The sequence below is a fragment of the uncultured Succinivibrio sp. genome (assembly GCF_902756765.1).
In the GTDB taxonomy this organism is placed as follows: Bacteria; Pseudomonadota; Gammaproteobacteria; order Enterobacterales; family Succinivibrionaceae; genus Succinivibrio.
The window spans coordinates 48101-64002 of the sequence record NZ_CACVSS010000004.1; the positions used below are offsets into that span (position 1 = coordinate 48101).

A 15902-nucleotide genomic window follows, 5' to 3' on the forward strand; every position below is an offset into this window, starting at 1 on the left:
TCAGATATCAAGGATAGAAAATGGTTTCCCGCGGATTATTTTATTTTGTTACAGCTATTCTTTTTCTTGCAGGTATTCTGCTGATTGCCTATCAGAGAATTACTTTCAGCGTACCTTTTGTACCAAATCTTGCAAGAGAAATCTGGACTGTTGAGGCAAAGGTTGAATTTGAGCCTAATCTTGGTGAAGCTACCGAGGTAAAACTTTCTCTGCCAGCAGTTCAGCCTGGCTTTACCCAGCTACAGCAGAATACAGCAAGCTTAGGCTATGGTGTTAACTATGTAAAAAAAGATGGTACCACCTTTGTTGAGTGGACCAAAAGAAATCCTCAGGGCCTGCAGATTCTGTACTATACAGCTGATATTCTGGTGGATGAGGATTCATCAGAAAGCTCCATGATTGTTCCTGCTTTAGAGGAAAGCGTTGAGTCAGAACCTTATGCAACAGCAATGAGAGAGATTGCCTCTACTGCAAGTTCAAGAAGTTCAAATCCATATTCCTTTGCAAATCAGGTAATTCACGAGTTATCACTGGATAATGAGATTACCTCTCTGCTTCTTTCTAAATATAAGAAACCTGAACTTCTGGTTCATATTCTGAACATCGGTCACGTTCATGCCAGAACAGTAGGCGTACTTGAGCTTAAGGACGGCAGAAGAAATCAGAGACTTCATAATTATGTAGCAGTTTTTGACAAGTCTGAGTACAAGGTTTTTGATCCTAACAGCGGACACAGCGGTCTTAAGAAAAATCAGATTATCTGGACTGACAACGGTACTTCAATCCTGGATGTTGCTGGCGGTAAGAATGCCTCTGTAAGTTTTACCACCATCAGTAATTCCGTAAGCGCAATTGAAGCCGGTAACAGAAAAGCCAACATTGACATGGTTGCAGGTGAGGAGCTGATTCCATTCTCACTGCAGGCGCTGCCAGTTGAAGAACAGTCTCTGTTCAAGACTCTGCTGTTACTGCCAATTGGTGTGGTTATCGTTGTATTCCTGAGAGTTATTGTCGGTATCAAGACCTCCGGTACTTTCATGCCAGTACTGATTGCAATGTCTTTCCTTCAGACCTCTTTATGGATTGGTCTGATTGGCTTTATTTCCATTGTTGGTGTAGGTCTGATTGTCCGCTCATGGCTGTCGCATCTGAATCTGCTTTTAGTTGCCAGAATTTCTGCGGTGATTATTACCGTTATTGCACTTATCGGCTTTATCTCCTTCTTTACCTATAAAATTGGTCTTACCGAAGGTGTTAAGATTACATTCTTCCCAATGATTATTCTGTCATGGACTATTGAGAGAATGAGTATTCTCTGGGAAGAGGAAGGCTATAAGGAAGTTATCAAGCAGGGTGGCGGTTCTCTGTTTGTAGCAGTTTGTGCCTATCTGACCATGAGCAGCTTCTTTATCCAGCATTTAAGCTTTAATTTCCTGGGTCTGCAGCTGATTCTGCTGTCTCTGGTTCTGATTATGGGTAATTATACCGGCTTCAGACTTTCAGAGATGAAACGTTTCAAGCCTCTGGCTGTTCAGATCAAAAACTACAGAAACGGTGACGAGACCGAACTTGAATCTGTAAGATTAAAGGAAGAGTTAAAAGAGATTAAGTCTGATCCTCACAATACCTACAGAACCTGGAAAAAACAGGCTCAGCATATGGTTGAAGAGGAAGAATCAAAGAAGGATCATGAGTAAATGGATCTTCTTAAAAAGATAAAGGAATTTAAAAACCGTTATGCCTCTCCATTCGAAATGAGAGATGACGGTATCATGGGAATGAATCAGCGTAATGTTAATTACATTGGCCGATACAACAAGCGTTCCCTGTTTCCTCTGGTTGATAACAAGCTTCTGACCAAAAAGATTGCTCTTGAAAACCACGTAAATACCCCTGTTCTGATTGGTTCAATTGAGAATCAGCATCAGGTTGAGGATATTTTCAGCATCATTGGTGAACATACAGAATTCTGCATCAAGCCTGCTCACGGCTCTGGTGGTAAGGGAATTCTGGTAATCAAGGACAGATCAAAGACCAGCGGAAACTTTATCAAGGCTTCAGGTCAGGAAATACCTACTCATGAACTGAAAAGACATATCACCAATATTCTGGCAGGTCTTTTCTCTTTAGGTGGTAAACAGGATATTGCCCTGATTGAAGATCTTATCCATTTCGATAATGTCTTCTCAGGCTACAGCTATGATGGTGTTCCTGATACCCGTGTGATTGTATTTCAGGGCTTCCCTATCATGAGTATGATGAGACTGTCTACTGCCGCATCTGACGGCAAGGCAAATCTGCATCAGGGAGCTGTGGGTGTAGGTATCTGTCTTAGAACCGGTCGAGCTGTACGTGCAGTACAGTTTAATGAGCCGGTGACTATACACCCTGATACAGACAAGGATCTGAGTTTACTTAAGGTACCTCACTGGCATGAGGTATTAGAACTGGCCTCATCCTGTTATGACATGTCAGGTCTGGGATATATCGGAACCGATATTGTACTTGATAGAGACAGAGGTCCAATGCTGCTTGAGCTGAATGCCCGTCCTGGACTTGCAATTCAGATCTGCAATAATGCAGGGCTTCTTCCAAGATTACGACTGATAGAGGCGATCACCAAGAAACATCGACTTTCCATCAAGGAGAGAGTCGCCTTTTCAATGGAACACTTTGGTGTTTTCAAGGAATAACATTAAAGCCACGGTCAGCAAAAAGTCCGTGGCTTTTTTATGATTTTGCCCAAAAATCATAAAATTATTTCTAATCTTTAACCCTTCATACATTTTTGTTTCTGGTAAGTTTGCTATACTGTAACTGTATGAAAATAGTGTCATTATTACTTATCCCTTTAGTCTTTTGCTGTAGTGAACCTGTGCAGGCCTCTGAAATCAGTGTCTGCTCTCTCTCCTACAGACCTAAAACAAATGAAACCGCATTTGCTGCAGTAGGCTCATCTCTGAAAATTGCAGATGAAACCTGTACCAATCATTATCTGATTATCCCCTTTGATACTGTATCAAATGCTATTACCATTCCTCAGGGCGAGTATAAAGCCGTAAGCATTGATGAAGAGGAAGTTCTCTTTTCAACAGATAACGGCAGCGGCGTTAAGGTAAAAAGCTGTCCTGTCTGTGATCCTATTGACTATCTGGTGATTAAAAAGAAGACACCTAAGACACTGTGTGTAAAATCTGCACTGAAGGTTAATTCCTGTGCGGTAGATGACAGCATCAGCTATGTGGTAACCAAGAAAAGTCATACCACAGAAGGTTTATGTGCCCCATCTCTGGTTTATTTCGGACGTGAAGGCAATACTTTAAAATTTGCAGTCAATGACTGTACCTCTATATCAAAACCAACCTTAAGTTATGATTTGTCCTTTGGAGATGAAATAAGATTTCTTGATGAGCAGATAAAGATTCATAAGGCTGACAACAAGGGTATTTTCTACTCAAGAATGGAACCACCTGCTCTTAAGATCAACGATCTTCTGACCAGAGAGCAGCTTGAGCAGGAACTTAATACCACAGAGAATGACACAACCGACGAATCTGGTGATAAAATAGCCTCTACTCAAAATGAAACCAGTACTCCTCCTTCTGAAGCAGTTACAGACACAGGAGCAGCTCCTGCACAGAATACTGAAGAGAGCAATGGGGATACGACGCAGTAATTAGGAATAACATGTTAAAAGTTCTACAGTTTTTACCTGTCATTTTATGGTTTGTAACCTATAAGATGACTTCAAATCTGATACTGGCTACAGCTGTAATTGTAGGAGCCTGTTTGGTTACTACTGCAATTGAATACTTCATGACAAAACAGCTTTCCAGAATGCAGATTTTTCTGGTTGCAGCAATTCTTATTTTCGGATTGCCAACAGTTCTATTAAATGATCCTGCCATTATCAAATGGAAGGTTACTGTGGTTAATTTCTTATTTGCGGCAACTATTTTTGTATTTCAGTTTATTCTCAAAAAGAATCCTTTTGCCTTTCTTTTTGAAAAGGAACTGCCTCTGCCAGAAGAGGCCTATAACACCCTAAGCCTGTGGTGGATGGTGTTCTTTGTACTTGCAGGACTTTTAAATATAGTCATTGCATTCTATCTTCCAGCTCTAATCGGGGTAACCGAAACAGAAGCTGAAGCAATCTGGGTTGACTACAAAACCTTTGGCAATGCCATATTAAATGGTGTTTTCGCTTTAATCTGCGGTTTTGTACTACTAAAAAAATACCCGGAAATAATGAAAAATCTTGAAAAATAAAATATATGGAGTAAGACAATGCCAGATCAAAATTATGGAAACATTAAATATGCGGTAATTCCTGTTGCTGGACTGGGAACAAGATTACTACCAGCAACCAAGGCTATTCCAAAGGAGATGATTCCTCTGGTGGACAAGCCTCTGATTCAGTATGTGGTTAATGAAGCCATTGAGGCTAAAATCAAAAATATTGTTCTGGTTACTCACGCTTCTAAAAATGCCATTGAAAACCATTTTGATACCTCATTCGAGCTTGAGGCTACTCTGGAAAAGCGTGTTAAAAGACAGCTTTTATCTGAGATTCAGAATATTATTCCTTCAGATGTATCTATTCTGAATGTTCGTCAGGGTGAGTCAAAAGGTCTGGCACACGCGATTTCCTGTGCCTTCCCTATTGTGGGTAAAAATCCTTTTGCTGTAATTCTTCCTGATGTTATTGTTGATGATAAGGCATCTGATCTGAAGAAAGACAATCTGTCAGCAATGGTAAGACGCTTTGAATCAACCGGCGCACCTCAGATCATGGTTGAAAAGGTTCCACAGGAAAGTGTATCCAGCTATGGTATTGTGGATATTGAAGGCAAGATTCTAAAACCAGGTGAGTCCTGCAAGATTAAACAGATGGTTGAAAAGCCAAAGCTAGATGAAGCTCCATCCGATCTTGCTGTAGTTGGACGTTATGTGCTTCCTGCTGAAATCTGGTCTTTATTCAAAAAGACTCCTATAGGTGCAGGTGGTGAGTTCCAGCTTACCGATACCATTGAACTTCTGATGCATATGATGGATATCGAGGCATACAATATCGTAGGTAAGTCACATGACTGCGGAAATAAGCTTGGCTATGTGGAAACCTTCATTGAATATGCCTTAAGAAATCCTGATTTCGGAGCTACTCTGAAGGATTATGTAAAGAAACTGGTTAAATAAATTCTGTTTTCCCTGCAAAAAGCAGCTAAACATGAATTAGCTGCTTTTTTCTTTATTAGTAAGCCATTTTTTCAGGCTGCAGGTTATTTGGTTTCTGAAAACAGCAGATTAAACATAGGCAGAGTTGCTATGAACAGTAAACACAATCAGTATGCAAAAAAATTTGTACAGATGGATAAAGAGGCGCTTTATACGCTGATTCTATCTCTGGTGATCTTCGTATTTTTCTGGGGAGCAATCTTTATTCTGCAGAATACTCAAGCCTTTATCTGGCAGATGCCTCTGTGGTTTGTGGTTTCCTGCATCGGCGGCTATCTGCTGTCTGTTATTGGGGTTGCTGTACTGATTAAATATTTTATGAAAGACTTTGATTTGGATGATAACAAATGACTTTAGTTCCAGTTCTCGTTTTTCTGGCTCTGCTGATTCTGATTGGCTTATATGCAAAAAAAGATCTGAATAAAGCCGAGAATTTCAAAAAAGAATACTTTATAGCCAACCGTTCTTTAGGTGGTATTGTACTGGCCATGACGCTGGTTGCAACTTACGGTTCAGTAAGCTCTTTTATCTCCGGACCTGGTGTGGCCTGGAATCTTGGTTTTGGCTGGGTAGTATTTGCTGCACCACAGATTATCACTGGCTTTCTGCTTTTAGGTCTTATCGGCAAACGACTGGCTATTATCGGTAGAAAAATTGAAGCCTATACCATAATTGATGTTATTCATTATCGTTATGCCAACAAATCTCTGACACTGCTGCTCTCTATAGTGCTTTTGATCTTTTTTACCGCTATGGTGGTTGGTCAGTTTATAGGTGGGGCCCAGATCTTTACCGCGATTACAGGACTTGATTATAAGCTGGGACTTCTGCTCTTTGCCTCTGTTACTGTAATCTATACCTCATCAGGCTTTAAGGCTGTAGTACTGACTGATACGCTGTGTGCCTTTCTGATGATTACCGGAATGATTACTTTAGGATATGTAATTATTAAAGACGGTGGCGGTCTTTCTAATATCATGGAGGTAATTCGTCACACCAATGTTGGAGAGGATGGAATATCTGCCAATCTTAAGGTTACCGCCAATGGTGCCCTGCCTTATTCTCTATTGTTCTCTGCCTGGCTTCTGGTTGGTTTTTATACAGTTGCCCTGCCTCAGTCTGCTGTAAGAGCACTATCCTACAAATCAACCTCTGATCTTCACATGGCAATGTTTGTGGCAACTGTTGTCTGTGGAGCTCTAATGATCGGAATGACTCTTTTAGGTGTTTTATCCCGTGGTGTAATTCTTGAGCTGCCAGAAAATGGAACTGACGCGGTTATTCCTATTCTGATTGCAACCCATATGCATCCTATTTTAGCGGGAATTACCATCATCGGACCTCTTGCCGCTACCATGAGTACTGTAAGTTCGCTGCTGATTTCAGCATCATCTGCAGTTGTTTCTGATATCTATTCTCAGCTGCATGATAAAAAAGAGGACAAAAAGGATAAATTCAGTGCAAACAGTAAGTTTGTGACAATTTTTATTACTTCCTTTATAGGATTTATTGCTATCCTATTAGCTATGTATCCACAGGATATTGTAGTGTGGGTTAACCTGTTTGCATTTGGTGGACTTGAATCCGCTTTCCTCTGGCCACTGGTTTTGGGCCTGTTCTGGAAGAAAATGAATGCCGGCGGAGCACTTTTGGGAATAATCTTTGGACTGGGGGTATATACACTTTGTATGGCAACCGGTTTTAAATTCATGGCCTTCCACAATATTGTGATTGGAACCGCCTGCGGTCTGATTTTCAGCATTATCGGAAGCTATATCTTCCCAGATACGGCAAAGGAACGGCTGAAGATATTCTTCCCTCACAGGATATAGCTGTAGAAACGCAATTGCGAGAATAATTACGTATTTAAAATCTCAAAGCTAAACTGTTGAGATCTGGATGGTTGTGCAGGCATAACTGCAGTAAAAAGAAACAAAAGAATCACTTAATAAGTTAGGATTTATGATGAACTGGAAAGTAGTATTAGCTTTAATGGTAACTTTTGCTTTGATGATGAGTTCAAGTTACACCATGCTGATACCATTTCTTCCTCTGTACATGCAGAATGAACTGAAGGCTACCAGTGACGAGATAGCCATGTGGTCAGGCTTCACCTTTTCTATTACCTTCGCTGTAAGTGCTTTCATGTCTCCTATCTGGGGTAAGCTGTCTGATAAGATGGGCAAAAAGCCAATGATTATCAGATCAAGTATTCTGCTCTCCATAACCTATTTTCTGGGTGGCATTGTCACCAATCCTTTTGAACTGTTTCTGGTTAGAGCCTTTCAGGGTATTGCTGCCGGTCTCTGGCCTGCCTGTCTGGTTATGATTTCCGCCTATGCTCCTAAAAACAAACTTGGATTGAGCATGGGACTTATGCAGAGCGCCAATATCTGCGGAGGTATTTTAGGTCCTTTATTCGGTGGTATTCTTGCAACCTCCTTTGGTATGAGAAATTCTTTTTTCATAGGATCTACAGCTCTTTTCACCATCTGTGTACTGAGTATCTTTATCTTAAAGGAGCCACCTGCAGAGAAGGATATTAAGAAAACCGACAATAAGAGTGTATCCACTATGGACTGTCTTAAGAATATAAACATTCTTATTCTGCTTTTATGTGTAGGTCTAACCAATTTTGCCATAATGGAAATACAGCCGATTATGGCGCTATACGTTCAGAGTATGTCCGAAAATGCTGAAAATGCAGTACTCTTATCAGGTCTTATTCTTTCCTCAGGTGGACTTGCAGGCGCTATTGCCTCTCCTTTATGGGGTAAAATCGGACAGAAAAAAGGGTTTGCGAAAACTATAACCGTAGCCTTCATTTTCGCAGGCTTCATGCTGACCATGCAGGGAATTCCGGATAACCTGATTATCTTTGGCGCAATTCAGTTCATCTGCGGTCTGGGTTTCTCTGGAATATTCCCTTCAGCCAATTCAATTCTGGTTCTGATTACACCAGGAAACTCAAGAGGTATAGGTTTTGGTCTTATGACTTCTGCTCAGATGCTTGGCGGTGCATTAGGGCCAATTATCGGAGGACTGATTGTTACCCTTGCCTCCTACAGCTATGTCTATGTATTCTCCGGATTACTGATGCTGTGCATGGGTATCTATATACTGTTCTTTGCACCAGAGTCCTTCAAGAAAGCGGCAAACCAGGTAAAGGTTACTGATCTCAAAACAAGCCAGGATTAGGTGATATTTATGAATAACACTTTGTTTGTCCTAATCCTTTTATATGCAAATGTGTTTGTCATAAGTGCATCTAATACTTTTGTACTGCCCTTTCTGCCGGTCTATCTTAAACAGGATTTAGGAGCCCAAGCCAATGATCTGGCTTTATACACCACCTTATGCTATTCAGTAACCTTTGTGGTTAATATTTTTATCTCACCGGTCTGGGGGCACTTTGCAGACAAGTTTGGCAGAAAGAAGATGCTAATTAGAGTATCTTTCATTCTGTTTATCTCATATCTCTGCGCCTATCTTGCAACCTCCCCACTGATGCTGTGCATTGCTCGAGCCGTACAGGGCTTTGCCTGCGGCATGATGCCTGCTATCATGGCTTTTACAAGTTCATTATCTGCAGATCATAAAAAGACTCAGTTACGAATAGGTTATGTTCAGAGTATCAATCTGCTGGGTACTATCATCGGTCCTGCAGCAGGTGGTATGATGGCGGAATTCTTTGGAGTCAGAGAAAGTTATCAGTGTATCTTTATTCTTATAGCCCTGATCTGTCTTATCAATATCATGCTGCTAAAGGAGCCTTCAGCACCCTCACATCAGAGCAGCGCAGATGAAATCCTGCCCCTGTCAGATATACTCAAAGATCCTATTATAGTTTCTCTATGCTGCTGTATTGTAGTTAATTCAGCAGTAATCATGATGGTAGTTCCTATGCTTGCTGACTATGTAGATCGCATGACTACCTTTGGTGAACCACTTGCATTATCCGGAATAATATTCTCCCTAAGCGGTATTGCCGGAGTGCTGGCTTCACCTCTTTGGTCAAGATTCGGATCAGAAAAGGGCTTTTTTAAGGTGCTGATGCTAAGTACTCTGGGAGCCTCTGTTGCTTACATGCTGCAGTATCAGATGACCAGTATTCTGCTATTTTGCATTATTCAGTTTGTATTTGGTTTATGTATCTGCGCAACTATACCTGCTGCAAACTCAATTACAGCAAAACATATCAACCATCAGAATCAGACCAAAGCTTTCTCAGTACTTTACAGTGCCTCACAGTGTGGCAATATACTAGGTCCTGTCCTAAGTACCTGCATTATCATGTACTTTGGTGAGAGAACTGTTTTTGCCTTCGCCTCTGCACTATTATTTACCATTTTTTCTTATTTATTTATGGTAAACCGCATAAGAAAAAATGATAAAAAATCGTCTTGATTTTCTTAATAAAAGTTATTACTATTAAGAAATAAAGATTATAAACATATTGTATATAAAGATATTTTTTTAAATAACCTACAGTAATGTTTATTATTTTTTACAATACCGACTTAACAAAATTACTTTTTGTTACTTTTAAATCATAAATATGTCTTTATACTAATAAAGACTGAACATGAAAATTTTACAGTTAGGATTCACCCTTTATGCTACAGCGAAGAAACAGTAAACAGCGTAACGTAATTAGAGAATATCTATGTGGTCGAATCGACCATCCTACCGCAGAAAAACTTTATAACGAGATTAAAGAAGAATACCCAAAGATGTCTTTAGGTACTGTTTACCGTAATCTAATGTTCTTAAACGAGATCGGTGAAATTCAGGCCATTGAAGTTGGTGACGGAATTACTCACTTTGATCCTAATCCACAGCCTCACGCTCATTTTTACTGCAAAAAATGCAAGCAGGTCAGCGATATTTTTATTGAAGATTATTCTAAAATCACAAAAGTTTTTGCCGGTCAGACTAATAATGTAATAGATAAGTGTAATGTCTTTCTTGAAGGTACCTGTGAGCTTTGTAAAAACAAGACTGATGCTTAACTAGCTTTTCTGAAAATAATAATTACTAAATAGATAACTTTACTGTATTTATTATTTTGGAGTGTAAATACAGATAAACAGATAACTCCATAACACATGCTTAACTTATTCTTTAACTAAGGAGAATACTATGTCATTTGTTTGCACTAAATGCGGCTATGTATATGATGGCCCTGAAGCCCCTGAAGAGTGCCCAATCTGCCATGCAAAGAATGTTTTTGTAGATCAGAATGCGGCAAAGAAAAACAAATATCAGGGAACAAAGACAGAAAAGAATCTTCAGGCTGCTTTTGCCGGTGAATCTCAGGCTCGCAATAAATACACCTACTTTGCATCTGTTGCCAAAAAAGCAGGTTACGAGCAGATTGCAGAATTATTCTTAAAGACCGCTGATAACGAGAAAGAACACGCAAAAATGTGGTTCAAGGAGTTAGGCGGAATCGGTTCAACCGAAGAGAATCTTCTGGCTGCTGCAGAGGGTGAAAACTACGAGTGGACTGATATGTACGATCAGATGGCAAAAGATGCTGAAGCTGAAGGATTTAAAGAGCTTGCTGAAAAATTCCGTGGCGTTGCTGCTATCGAAAAGCGTCATGAGGAAAGATATCGTAAGCTTTTAGAGAATGTTAAGGCTAAGGAAGTATTCGAGAAATCTGGTGTTACTGTATGGGAATGCCGTAACTGCGGTCATATTGTAGTCGGTACCAAGGCTCCAGAGTTATGCCCTGTATGTAACCATCCTCAGAGCTACTTTGAAGTTCACATGGATAACTTCTAATCAGAAAACAGTTAATATATTTCCATTAAGACAAAGGGAGCAATTTAAGCTCCCTTTTGTGTATTCATTCTTGCAGCTTTTGAGAAATCCTACTTTCTGCCTCTTGGCAGTACCAGATTCAGAACTACAGCAACGATTGATGATAAACCGATTCCGGTAAACATAAAGGAGCCATAACCTAATGCTGCACCACCAATACCCATAGTCAGGGTAACACTGACAATAATCAGATTACGGGTCTTATTCATATCTACACTCTTCTGAACCATGCTCTGAATACCAACAGAAGCAATACTTCCGAAAAGAAGCAGCATAATTCCGCCTAAAACTGCAGGAGGAATACTCTGCAGCAGAGCTGAAAGCTTACCAAATACAGAGAATACCAGAGCAGTAACAGCGGCAATACGGATTACCTGAGGATGACTTACCTTTGTGATCTGAATTGCACCGGTAACTTCTGAATAAGTGGTAACTGGAGGCCCACCAAGGAATGAAGCTACAAGACAGGCTAAACCATCACCGAACATAGTACGGTGCAGACCAGGATCTGAAATAAAGTCCTTTTTTGCAACCGCACTGATTACATAGACATCACCGATATGCTCAATCACAGGTGCGATAGCTACCGGGATCATGAACACAAAAGGTTCCCAGGCGAACTCTGGAAGATGGAAATTAGAGATACTTCCTGGAAGTGCAAACCATGGAGCCTCTTTTACAGCTGTAAAATCAACTACTCCCATATACACAGCACAGGCATAACCCACAATAATTCCGCAGATAACAGGGAACAGCTGCAGCAAACCGCGACAGTATGTCAGAACCACAATCGCAGTTGCAAGTGAGATTATAGCCAATGTCCAGTTGGTCTTGGCCATATCAACACCAGCTCCACTTAAGGATAAACCGATAAGAATAATGATAGGACCAATTACAACAGGAGGGAAAATTCTGGAAAGGACTCGCTTACCCTGCCACTTTATTAAGAAGGAAATGGAAAAGTAAACACAGGCTACAGCTGATATGCCGGCAATGGTTCCTGGCATTCCCCACTCTTTGGTGGCGGCAATGATAGGAGCAATAAAGGCAAAGCTTGAGCCTAAAAAAATAGGTACCTTACCACCAGTCACCAAGTGAAAGAGTAAGGTACCTATTCCAGCTGTAAACAGCGCCGTTGCGGGATCAAGTCCTACAAGAAGTGGGACTAAAACTGTCGAGCCAAATGCAACAAACAGAAATTGAATTCCAATCACTGTTTTTTTGGCCGCAGAGAGTTGTATCTCATCCATAATTGAGTTTTCTCTGTTAGTGAAATGAAAATTTTTTGCATATTATGTCAGAAATCACATTACTTTTGAAGAAAAATTTTCTAACAACAAAATTTTGAACAATCTGATTCTGACAATGGAATCCTACACCTGAAAAAACTAAATAATTACACCTTGCAGGTGGTCAACTTCATGCTGAACAATCTGAGCGGTAAAGCCAGAGAATTTCTTAACCTTTTTCTTCCAGTTAATATCAGAATACTCTACCTCGATCTTTTTGTAGCGGGTACATTTTCGGCTTCCTACCAGAGAAAGACATCCTTCCTCGGTTTCGTATTCGCCTTCTTTGCTGAGAATTACAGGATTGTACATAATCACATAATCCTCATGTACGTTAACTATAATAATGTTCTTGCTAAAACCAATCATGTTGGCTGCCATACCCACGCATTCATCAGCATGTGCTCTTAGAGTATCCACAAGATCAATTGCAATCTGATAGTCTTTCTTAGTGGCTTCTTCAGATTTTATAGCTAAAAAAAGCTCATCTTTAACAATTTCTCGAATCATATGCTTCTCTCAAATTTTATTAAAAAAATGCAGAGGCCTAGCTCTGCATATTATCGTTCTTATCTAATTTTTGAGAATGCTGTTGATTCTCTCTAAATCCTCAGGTGTATCAACACCGGTCTCGGGAGGATTATCGGTCACACCAACAACAATTGACATTCCGTTCTGAAGTAATCTCAGCTGTTCTAATGATTCACACTTCTCTAAAGTAACCTGAGGCATCTTTGAGTAGTTCAGAACAGTCTTAGCTCTGTAGGCATAAATACCGATATGATGGTAATGCTCAAACTCCAGGGATGAAATATCCTTGTTTCTGAAGTTTTCTCTTTCATAAGGAATAGGAGCACGGCTGAAGTACATGGCCATGTTGTTCTTATCAAAGACAACCTTAACACAGTTAGGATCGAAAACGTCCTTAACATTATCAATCTTAAAGCACAGAGTAGACATATCTGCATTGCTCTTTTCAAGCAGATCTGCAACCTGACGGATATGCTCAGGGTTAATTAAAGGCTCATCTCCCTGAACATTAACAATAATGGTATCATCCTCAATGTTTAGCTTTTCAACCATCTCTGCCAGTCTATCGGTACCACATCTGCACTCCTGTGAAGTCATGCAAACCTCTACCTTGTCCATACCGGCAAGAGCGGATTCAACTCTTTCATCATCAATACAGGCAACTACCTTTTTGGCATCTGATTTTAAAGCCTGCATGCAGACTCTTTTAATCATTGGAATACCGCCAACCAGTACCAGAGGCTTTCCTGGAAAACGGGTTGAGGCGTAACGGGCAGGAATTGCTACAACGTAATCTCTCATTTTTGTTCTCTTAATTATTTAAAAATCAGTCTTTAAATCTTTCGGTAGTCAGATCATAAAGCTTTGAAGCCACAATCTGATAGAACTTTTCTGGAAGCACAGCCTCCACATTCAGCACATAAAGGTTATCAAGTTTGTAATCAGCATATTTTACAGCATCTTTAGCTGTCATGACGATAGGAAACTTCTGCGAATTATTTATAAGGGTCTGCTTGCTGACAACTCCATGATCCCCGGTATCAATGGTTGAAACAATATTATATCCGCAGGATTTTAATGTATTGTAAAAACGGTTGGGATTACCGATTCCTGCCAGAGCCACAACCTGTGTTCCCTTCTGCAGATAATCATGAAAGCCCTGATTTGAACAGAAGGACTCAAGAGAAACTGCTGGAGATGGTACCAGATGCATAGACTGATAATTACTTTTAGGTTCTGCCGGATTGCCGTTGGTTACAACAATATCAGCAGTATCAAGTCTCCATTCACCTTCTCTTAGAGGACCTGCCGGCAGTAAAAAGCCGTTACCAAGCATTCTCTGAGCATCGATCACGATAATTTCAAAATCGCGCTGCAGAGCATAGTGCTGAAGTCCATCATCAGTAACAATTACATCAACACCAAGTTTTTCTAAGTACTGAGCTCCCCTTTCACGGTTAGGATCAACAACTACAGTTGCCTTATCTCTGACGCTTAATTTTATAAGTAGAGGCTCATCTCCGCACTCTAAAACATTTGATGAGGAAGTTACCACCAGAGGGTATTCTTTTGATTTACCCTTATAGCCGCGAGAAAGCAGACCTACGGTATAACCAAGATCACTTAAGCGCTGCAGTAAAGAAATACAAAGAGGTGTCTTACCGGTACCGCCAACAGAAATACCGCCTACAACAATGACAACAGGCTTTACTCTTAAGGAATATTTCTTACCGGATTTATACCTTTCACGTCTGATTCTGCTAATCAGAGAAAATGCTGCAGATAAAGGAAGAAGCGGAAGGATTACAGGAGAATTCAATACTCCTAATTTTTTGTACCAGACTTTATCAAGAAATGACATAGTGTTCTTTATCCACCAAAAAAAGTTAACTTATTATAAGTAAACAAAGAAGTTTATACTACAGTCATTCCTCATTTTTGTTACTTGAACTCTGCTTTATACAGAGATTTTTCTTTCTATTTGTACAGGCCTTTATTGGTGTGCAGCGGATCTGACATCATTCTATCTGAAATTAAGGTTCCATTCTGAATATGCCCTACACCAATAAACATATCATTGGTTCTTATCTGAATGGTATCCTTGTATTCAAGATCACAGTCTGTAAAGGTACATTCTGAAAGGTTGTCCTGTCGCTGCCCCTGACAGAGCAGTACGGCCATATCATAAGGAATATCAATTCTAGGAAGGTAGTTCATAGCCTCATCAATGGGAATAAGCAGAGAATCCATTTCTTTAAAATCAGTAAAATCCTCTCGCTTGTCAGCAAGCTGCTGTAGGTTTTCTAAAGTATGCATTTCGCCTTTAGGAAGGCCATCCACTTCAATACGTCTTAGCATGGTTACATGTGCACCACAGCCAAGTTCGGCTCCAATATCGGAAACCAGAGTTCTGATATAGGTTCCCTTAGAACAGTAAACCTCGATAGTAAAGGAATCTTCTGTTTTATCAAGAAGCTTGATGTAGAAAACAGTTACCTCTCTACTTGGAACCTCAACACTCTTACCTGCTCTGGCATATTTATACAAAGGTCTGCCGTCAACTTTGATAGCAGAGTAGATTGGAGGAACCTGAGTAATATCACCGACAAATCTGTTAATAGCTTCATCAAGCTTAGAAAGAGCATCCCCTATCTCATGCTCCTCAACAACGTTACCTTCAGCATCGCCTGAATCCGTTACGATACCAAGTCTGCCGGTTGCAATATACTTTTTTGAACCTTCAAGAAAATATGAAGAGAACTTTGCAGCCTGTCCAAGACAGACAGGAAGTAAACCAGAAGCTAAAGGATCAAGTGAACCAGTATGACCAGCCTTGTTGGCTCTGAAGATTCCCCTTACCTTAGTTAGAGCTAAAGCAGAGCTGATTCCTGTAGGTTTATCCAGAAGAAATACACCGTCAATATCTCTTTTAGGAGCTCTTCTTGATTTATCAGGGATAATTCTATCTTTGGTCATAAGTTACTTTTTTCTCGAAAATTTGTGAAACAGAAAAGATGG

Annotated in this window: 16 protein-coding genes; 11 read left to right on the forward strand and 5 right to left on the reverse strand. The window is 40.2% G+C overall.

The genetic code is table 11. The features are described 5' to 3' along the window. Nucleotides 1–20 precede the first annotated feature (20 nt). From QZU45_RS01210 to rbr, 11 genes are all read left to right on the forward strand, one after another. A complete protein-coding gene (locus QZU45_RS01210) occupies nucleotides 21–1697 on the forward strand; it encodes an inactive transglutaminase family protein (RefSeq protein WP_295350605.1) in 1677 nt (558 codons plus the stop codon). Continuing rightward, on the forward strand, nucleotides 1698–2693 hold the full coding sequence (locus tag QZU45_RS01215) for an alpha-L-glutamate ligase-like protein (protein WP_295350608.1): 996 nt from the start codon (nucleotides 1698–1700) through the stop codon (nucleotides 2691–2693). Between the two features lie 182 nt (nucleotides 2694–2875). Continuing rightward, nucleotides 2876–3676 carry a hypothetical protein gene (locus tag QZU45_RS01220; RefSeq protein WP_295350611.1) on the forward strand — a complete coding sequence of 267 codons (801 nt, stop codon included), beginning with the start codon at nucleotides 2876–2878 and terminating at the stop codon, nucleotides 3674–3676. Nucleotides 3677–3687: 11 nt separating this feature from the next. Continuing rightward, a complete protein-coding gene (locus QZU45_RS01225; protein WP_295000122.1) occupies nucleotides 3688–4269 on the forward strand; it encodes a septation protein IspZ in 582 nt (193 codons plus the stop codon). Nucleotides 4270–4287: 18 nt separating this feature from the next. Continuing rightward, nucleotides 4288–5196: a UTP--glucose-1-phosphate uridylyltransferase GalU gene (galU, locus tag QZU45_RS01230; RefSeq protein WP_295350615.1), complete on the forward strand. Its 909-nt coding sequence runs from the start codon at nucleotides 4288–4290 to the stop codon at nucleotides 5194–5196. A 129-nt stretch (nucleotides 5197–5325) separates the two neighbouring features. Then, nucleotides 5326–5586: a YhdT family protein gene (locus QZU45_RS01235; protein ID WP_295350617.1), complete on the forward strand. Its 261-nt coding sequence runs from the start codon at nucleotides 5326–5328 to the stop codon at nucleotides 5584–5586. Beyond that, a complete protein-coding gene (panF, locus tag QZU45_RS01240) occupies nucleotides 5583–7067 on the forward strand; it encodes a sodium/pantothenate symporter (protein WP_295350619.1) in 1485 nt (494 codons plus the stop codon). The genes QZU45_RS01235 and panF overlap by 4 nt, the downstream gene beginning before the upstream one ends. Nucleotides 7068–7200: 133 nt before the next feature. Next, nucleotides 7201–8433, forward strand: coding sequence for an MFS transporter (locus tag QZU45_RS01245; RefSeq protein WP_295350622.1), 1233 nt, complete (start codon nucleotides 7201–7203; stop codon nucleotides 8431–8433). 9 nt (nucleotides 8434–8442) lie between these two features. Continuing rightward, the gene (locus tag QZU45_RS01250) at nucleotides 8443–9642 is read left to right on the forward strand and encodes an MFS transporter (protein WP_295350624.1); all 1200 of its coding nucleotides are present in this window, start codon (nucleotides 8443–8445) and stop codon (nucleotides 9640–9642) included. A 209-nt stretch (nucleotides 9643–9851) separates the two neighbouring features. After that, a complete protein-coding gene (locus QZU45_RS01255) occupies nucleotides 9852–10247 on the forward strand; it encodes a Fur family transcriptional regulator (RefSeq protein WP_295350626.1) in 396 nt (131 codons plus the stop codon). A gap of 130 nt (nucleotides 10248–10377) precedes the next feature. After that, entirely contained in the window at nucleotides 10378–11025 is a 648-nt protein-coding gene (gene rbr / locus QZU45_RS01260; RefSeq protein ID WP_295350629.1) for a rubrerythrin, read from the forward strand. 89 nt (nucleotides 11026–11114) lie between these two features. Here the strand turns inward: rbr and QZU45_RS01265 are convergent, their stop codons facing one another. The 5 genes from QZU45_RS01265 to truB all read right to left on the reverse strand — a co-directional run bounded on the left by QZU45_RS01265 (nucleotide 11115) and on the right by truB (nucleotide 15860). Then, nucleotides 11115–12314: a uracil-xanthine permease family protein gene (locus QZU45_RS01265; RefSeq protein ID WP_295350632.1), complete on the reverse strand. Its 1200-nt coding sequence runs from the start codon at nucleotides 12312–12314 to the stop codon at nucleotides 11115–11117. Between the two features lie 138 nt (nucleotides 12315–12452). Further along, on the reverse strand, nucleotides 12453–12863 hold the full coding sequence (locus QZU45_RS01270) for a peptide deformylase (protein ID WP_295350636.1): 411 nt from the start codon (nucleotides 12861–12863) through the stop codon (nucleotides 12453–12455). Between the two features lie 63 nt (nucleotides 12864–12926). Continuing rightward, nucleotides 12927–13685: a 3-deoxy-manno-octulosonate cytidylyltransferase gene (kdsB, locus tag QZU45_RS01275; RefSeq protein ID WP_074840739.1), complete on the reverse strand. Its 759-nt coding sequence runs from the start codon at nucleotides 13683–13685 to the stop codon at nucleotides 12927–12929. Between the two features lie 25 nt (nucleotides 13686–13710). Further along, entirely contained in the window at nucleotides 13711–14745 is a 1035-nt protein-coding gene (gene lpxK / locus QZU45_RS01280; RefSeq protein WP_295350640.1) for a tetraacyldisaccharide 4'-kinase, read from the reverse strand. A 116-nt stretch (nucleotides 14746–14861) separates the two neighbouring features. Continuing rightward, nucleotides 14862–15860 carry a tRNA pseudouridine(55) synthase TruB gene (truB, locus tag QZU45_RS01285; protein ID WP_295350643.1) on the reverse strand — a complete coding sequence of 333 codons (999 nt, stop codon included), beginning with the start codon at nucleotides 15858–15860 and terminating at the stop codon, nucleotides 14862–14864. Nucleotides 15861–15902: the final 42 nt, after the last annotated feature.

Excerpts from the sequence above, each read along its gene's own strand:
- QZU45_RS01255 (WP_295350626.1), top strand. The coding sequence starts at position 9,852 with ATGCTACAGCGAAGAAACAGTAAACAGCGTAACGTAATTAGAGAATAT.
- rbr (WP_295350629.1), top strand. The coding sequence starts at position 10,378 with ATGTCATTTGTTTGCACTAAATGCGGCTATGTATATGATGGCCCTGAA.
- QZU45_RS01245 (WP_295350622.1), top strand. The coding sequence starts at position 7,201 with ATGAACTGGAAAGTAGTATTAGCTTTAATGGTAACTTTTGCTTTGATG.
- QZU45_RS01225 (WP_295000122.1), top strand. The coding sequence starts at position 3,688 with ATGTTAAAAGTTCTACAGTTTTTACCTGTCATTTTATGGTTTGTAACC.
- QZU45_RS01235 (WP_295350617.1), top strand. The coding sequence starts at position 5,326 with ATGAACAGTAAACACAATCAGTATGCAAAAAAATTTGTACAGATGGAT.
- QZU45_RS01210 (WP_295350605.1), top strand. The coding sequence starts at position 21 with ATGGTTTCCCGCGGATTATTTTATTTTGTTACAGCTATTCTTTTTCTT.
- QZU45_RS01215 (WP_295350608.1), top strand. The coding sequence starts at position 1,698 with ATGGATCTTCTTAAAAAGATAAAGGAATTTAAAAACCGTTATGCCTCT.
- QZU45_RS01250 (WP_295350624.1), top strand. The coding sequence starts at position 8,443 with ATGAATAACACTTTGTTTGTCCTAATCCTTTTATATGCAAATGTGTTT.
- QZU45_RS01270 (WP_295350636.1), bottom strand. The coding sequence starts at position 12,863 with ATGATTCGAGAAATTGTTAAAGATGAGCTTTTTTTAGCTATAAAATCT.
- QZU45_RS01265 (WP_295350632.1), bottom strand. The coding sequence starts at position 12,314 with ATGGATGAGATACAACTCTCTGCGGCCAAAAAAACAGTGATTGGAATT.
- truB (WP_295350643.1), bottom strand. The coding sequence starts at position 15,860 with ATGACCAAAGATAGAATTATCCCTGATAAATCAAGAAGAGCTCCTAAA.
- panF (WP_295350619.1), top strand. The coding sequence starts at position 5,583 with ATGACTTTAGTTCCAGTTCTCGTTTTTCTGGCTCTGCTGATTCTGATT.
- kdsB (WP_074840739.1), bottom strand. The coding sequence starts at position 13,685 with ATGAGAGATTACGTTGTAGCAATTCCTGCCCGTTACGCCTCAACCCGT.
- lpxK (WP_295350640.1), bottom strand. The coding sequence starts at position 14,745 with ATGTCATTTCTTGATAAAGTCTGGTACAAAAAATTAGGAGTATTGAAT.
- galU (WP_295350615.1), top strand. The coding sequence starts at position 4,288 with ATGCCAGATCAAAATTATGGAAACATTAAATATGCGGTAATTCCTGTT.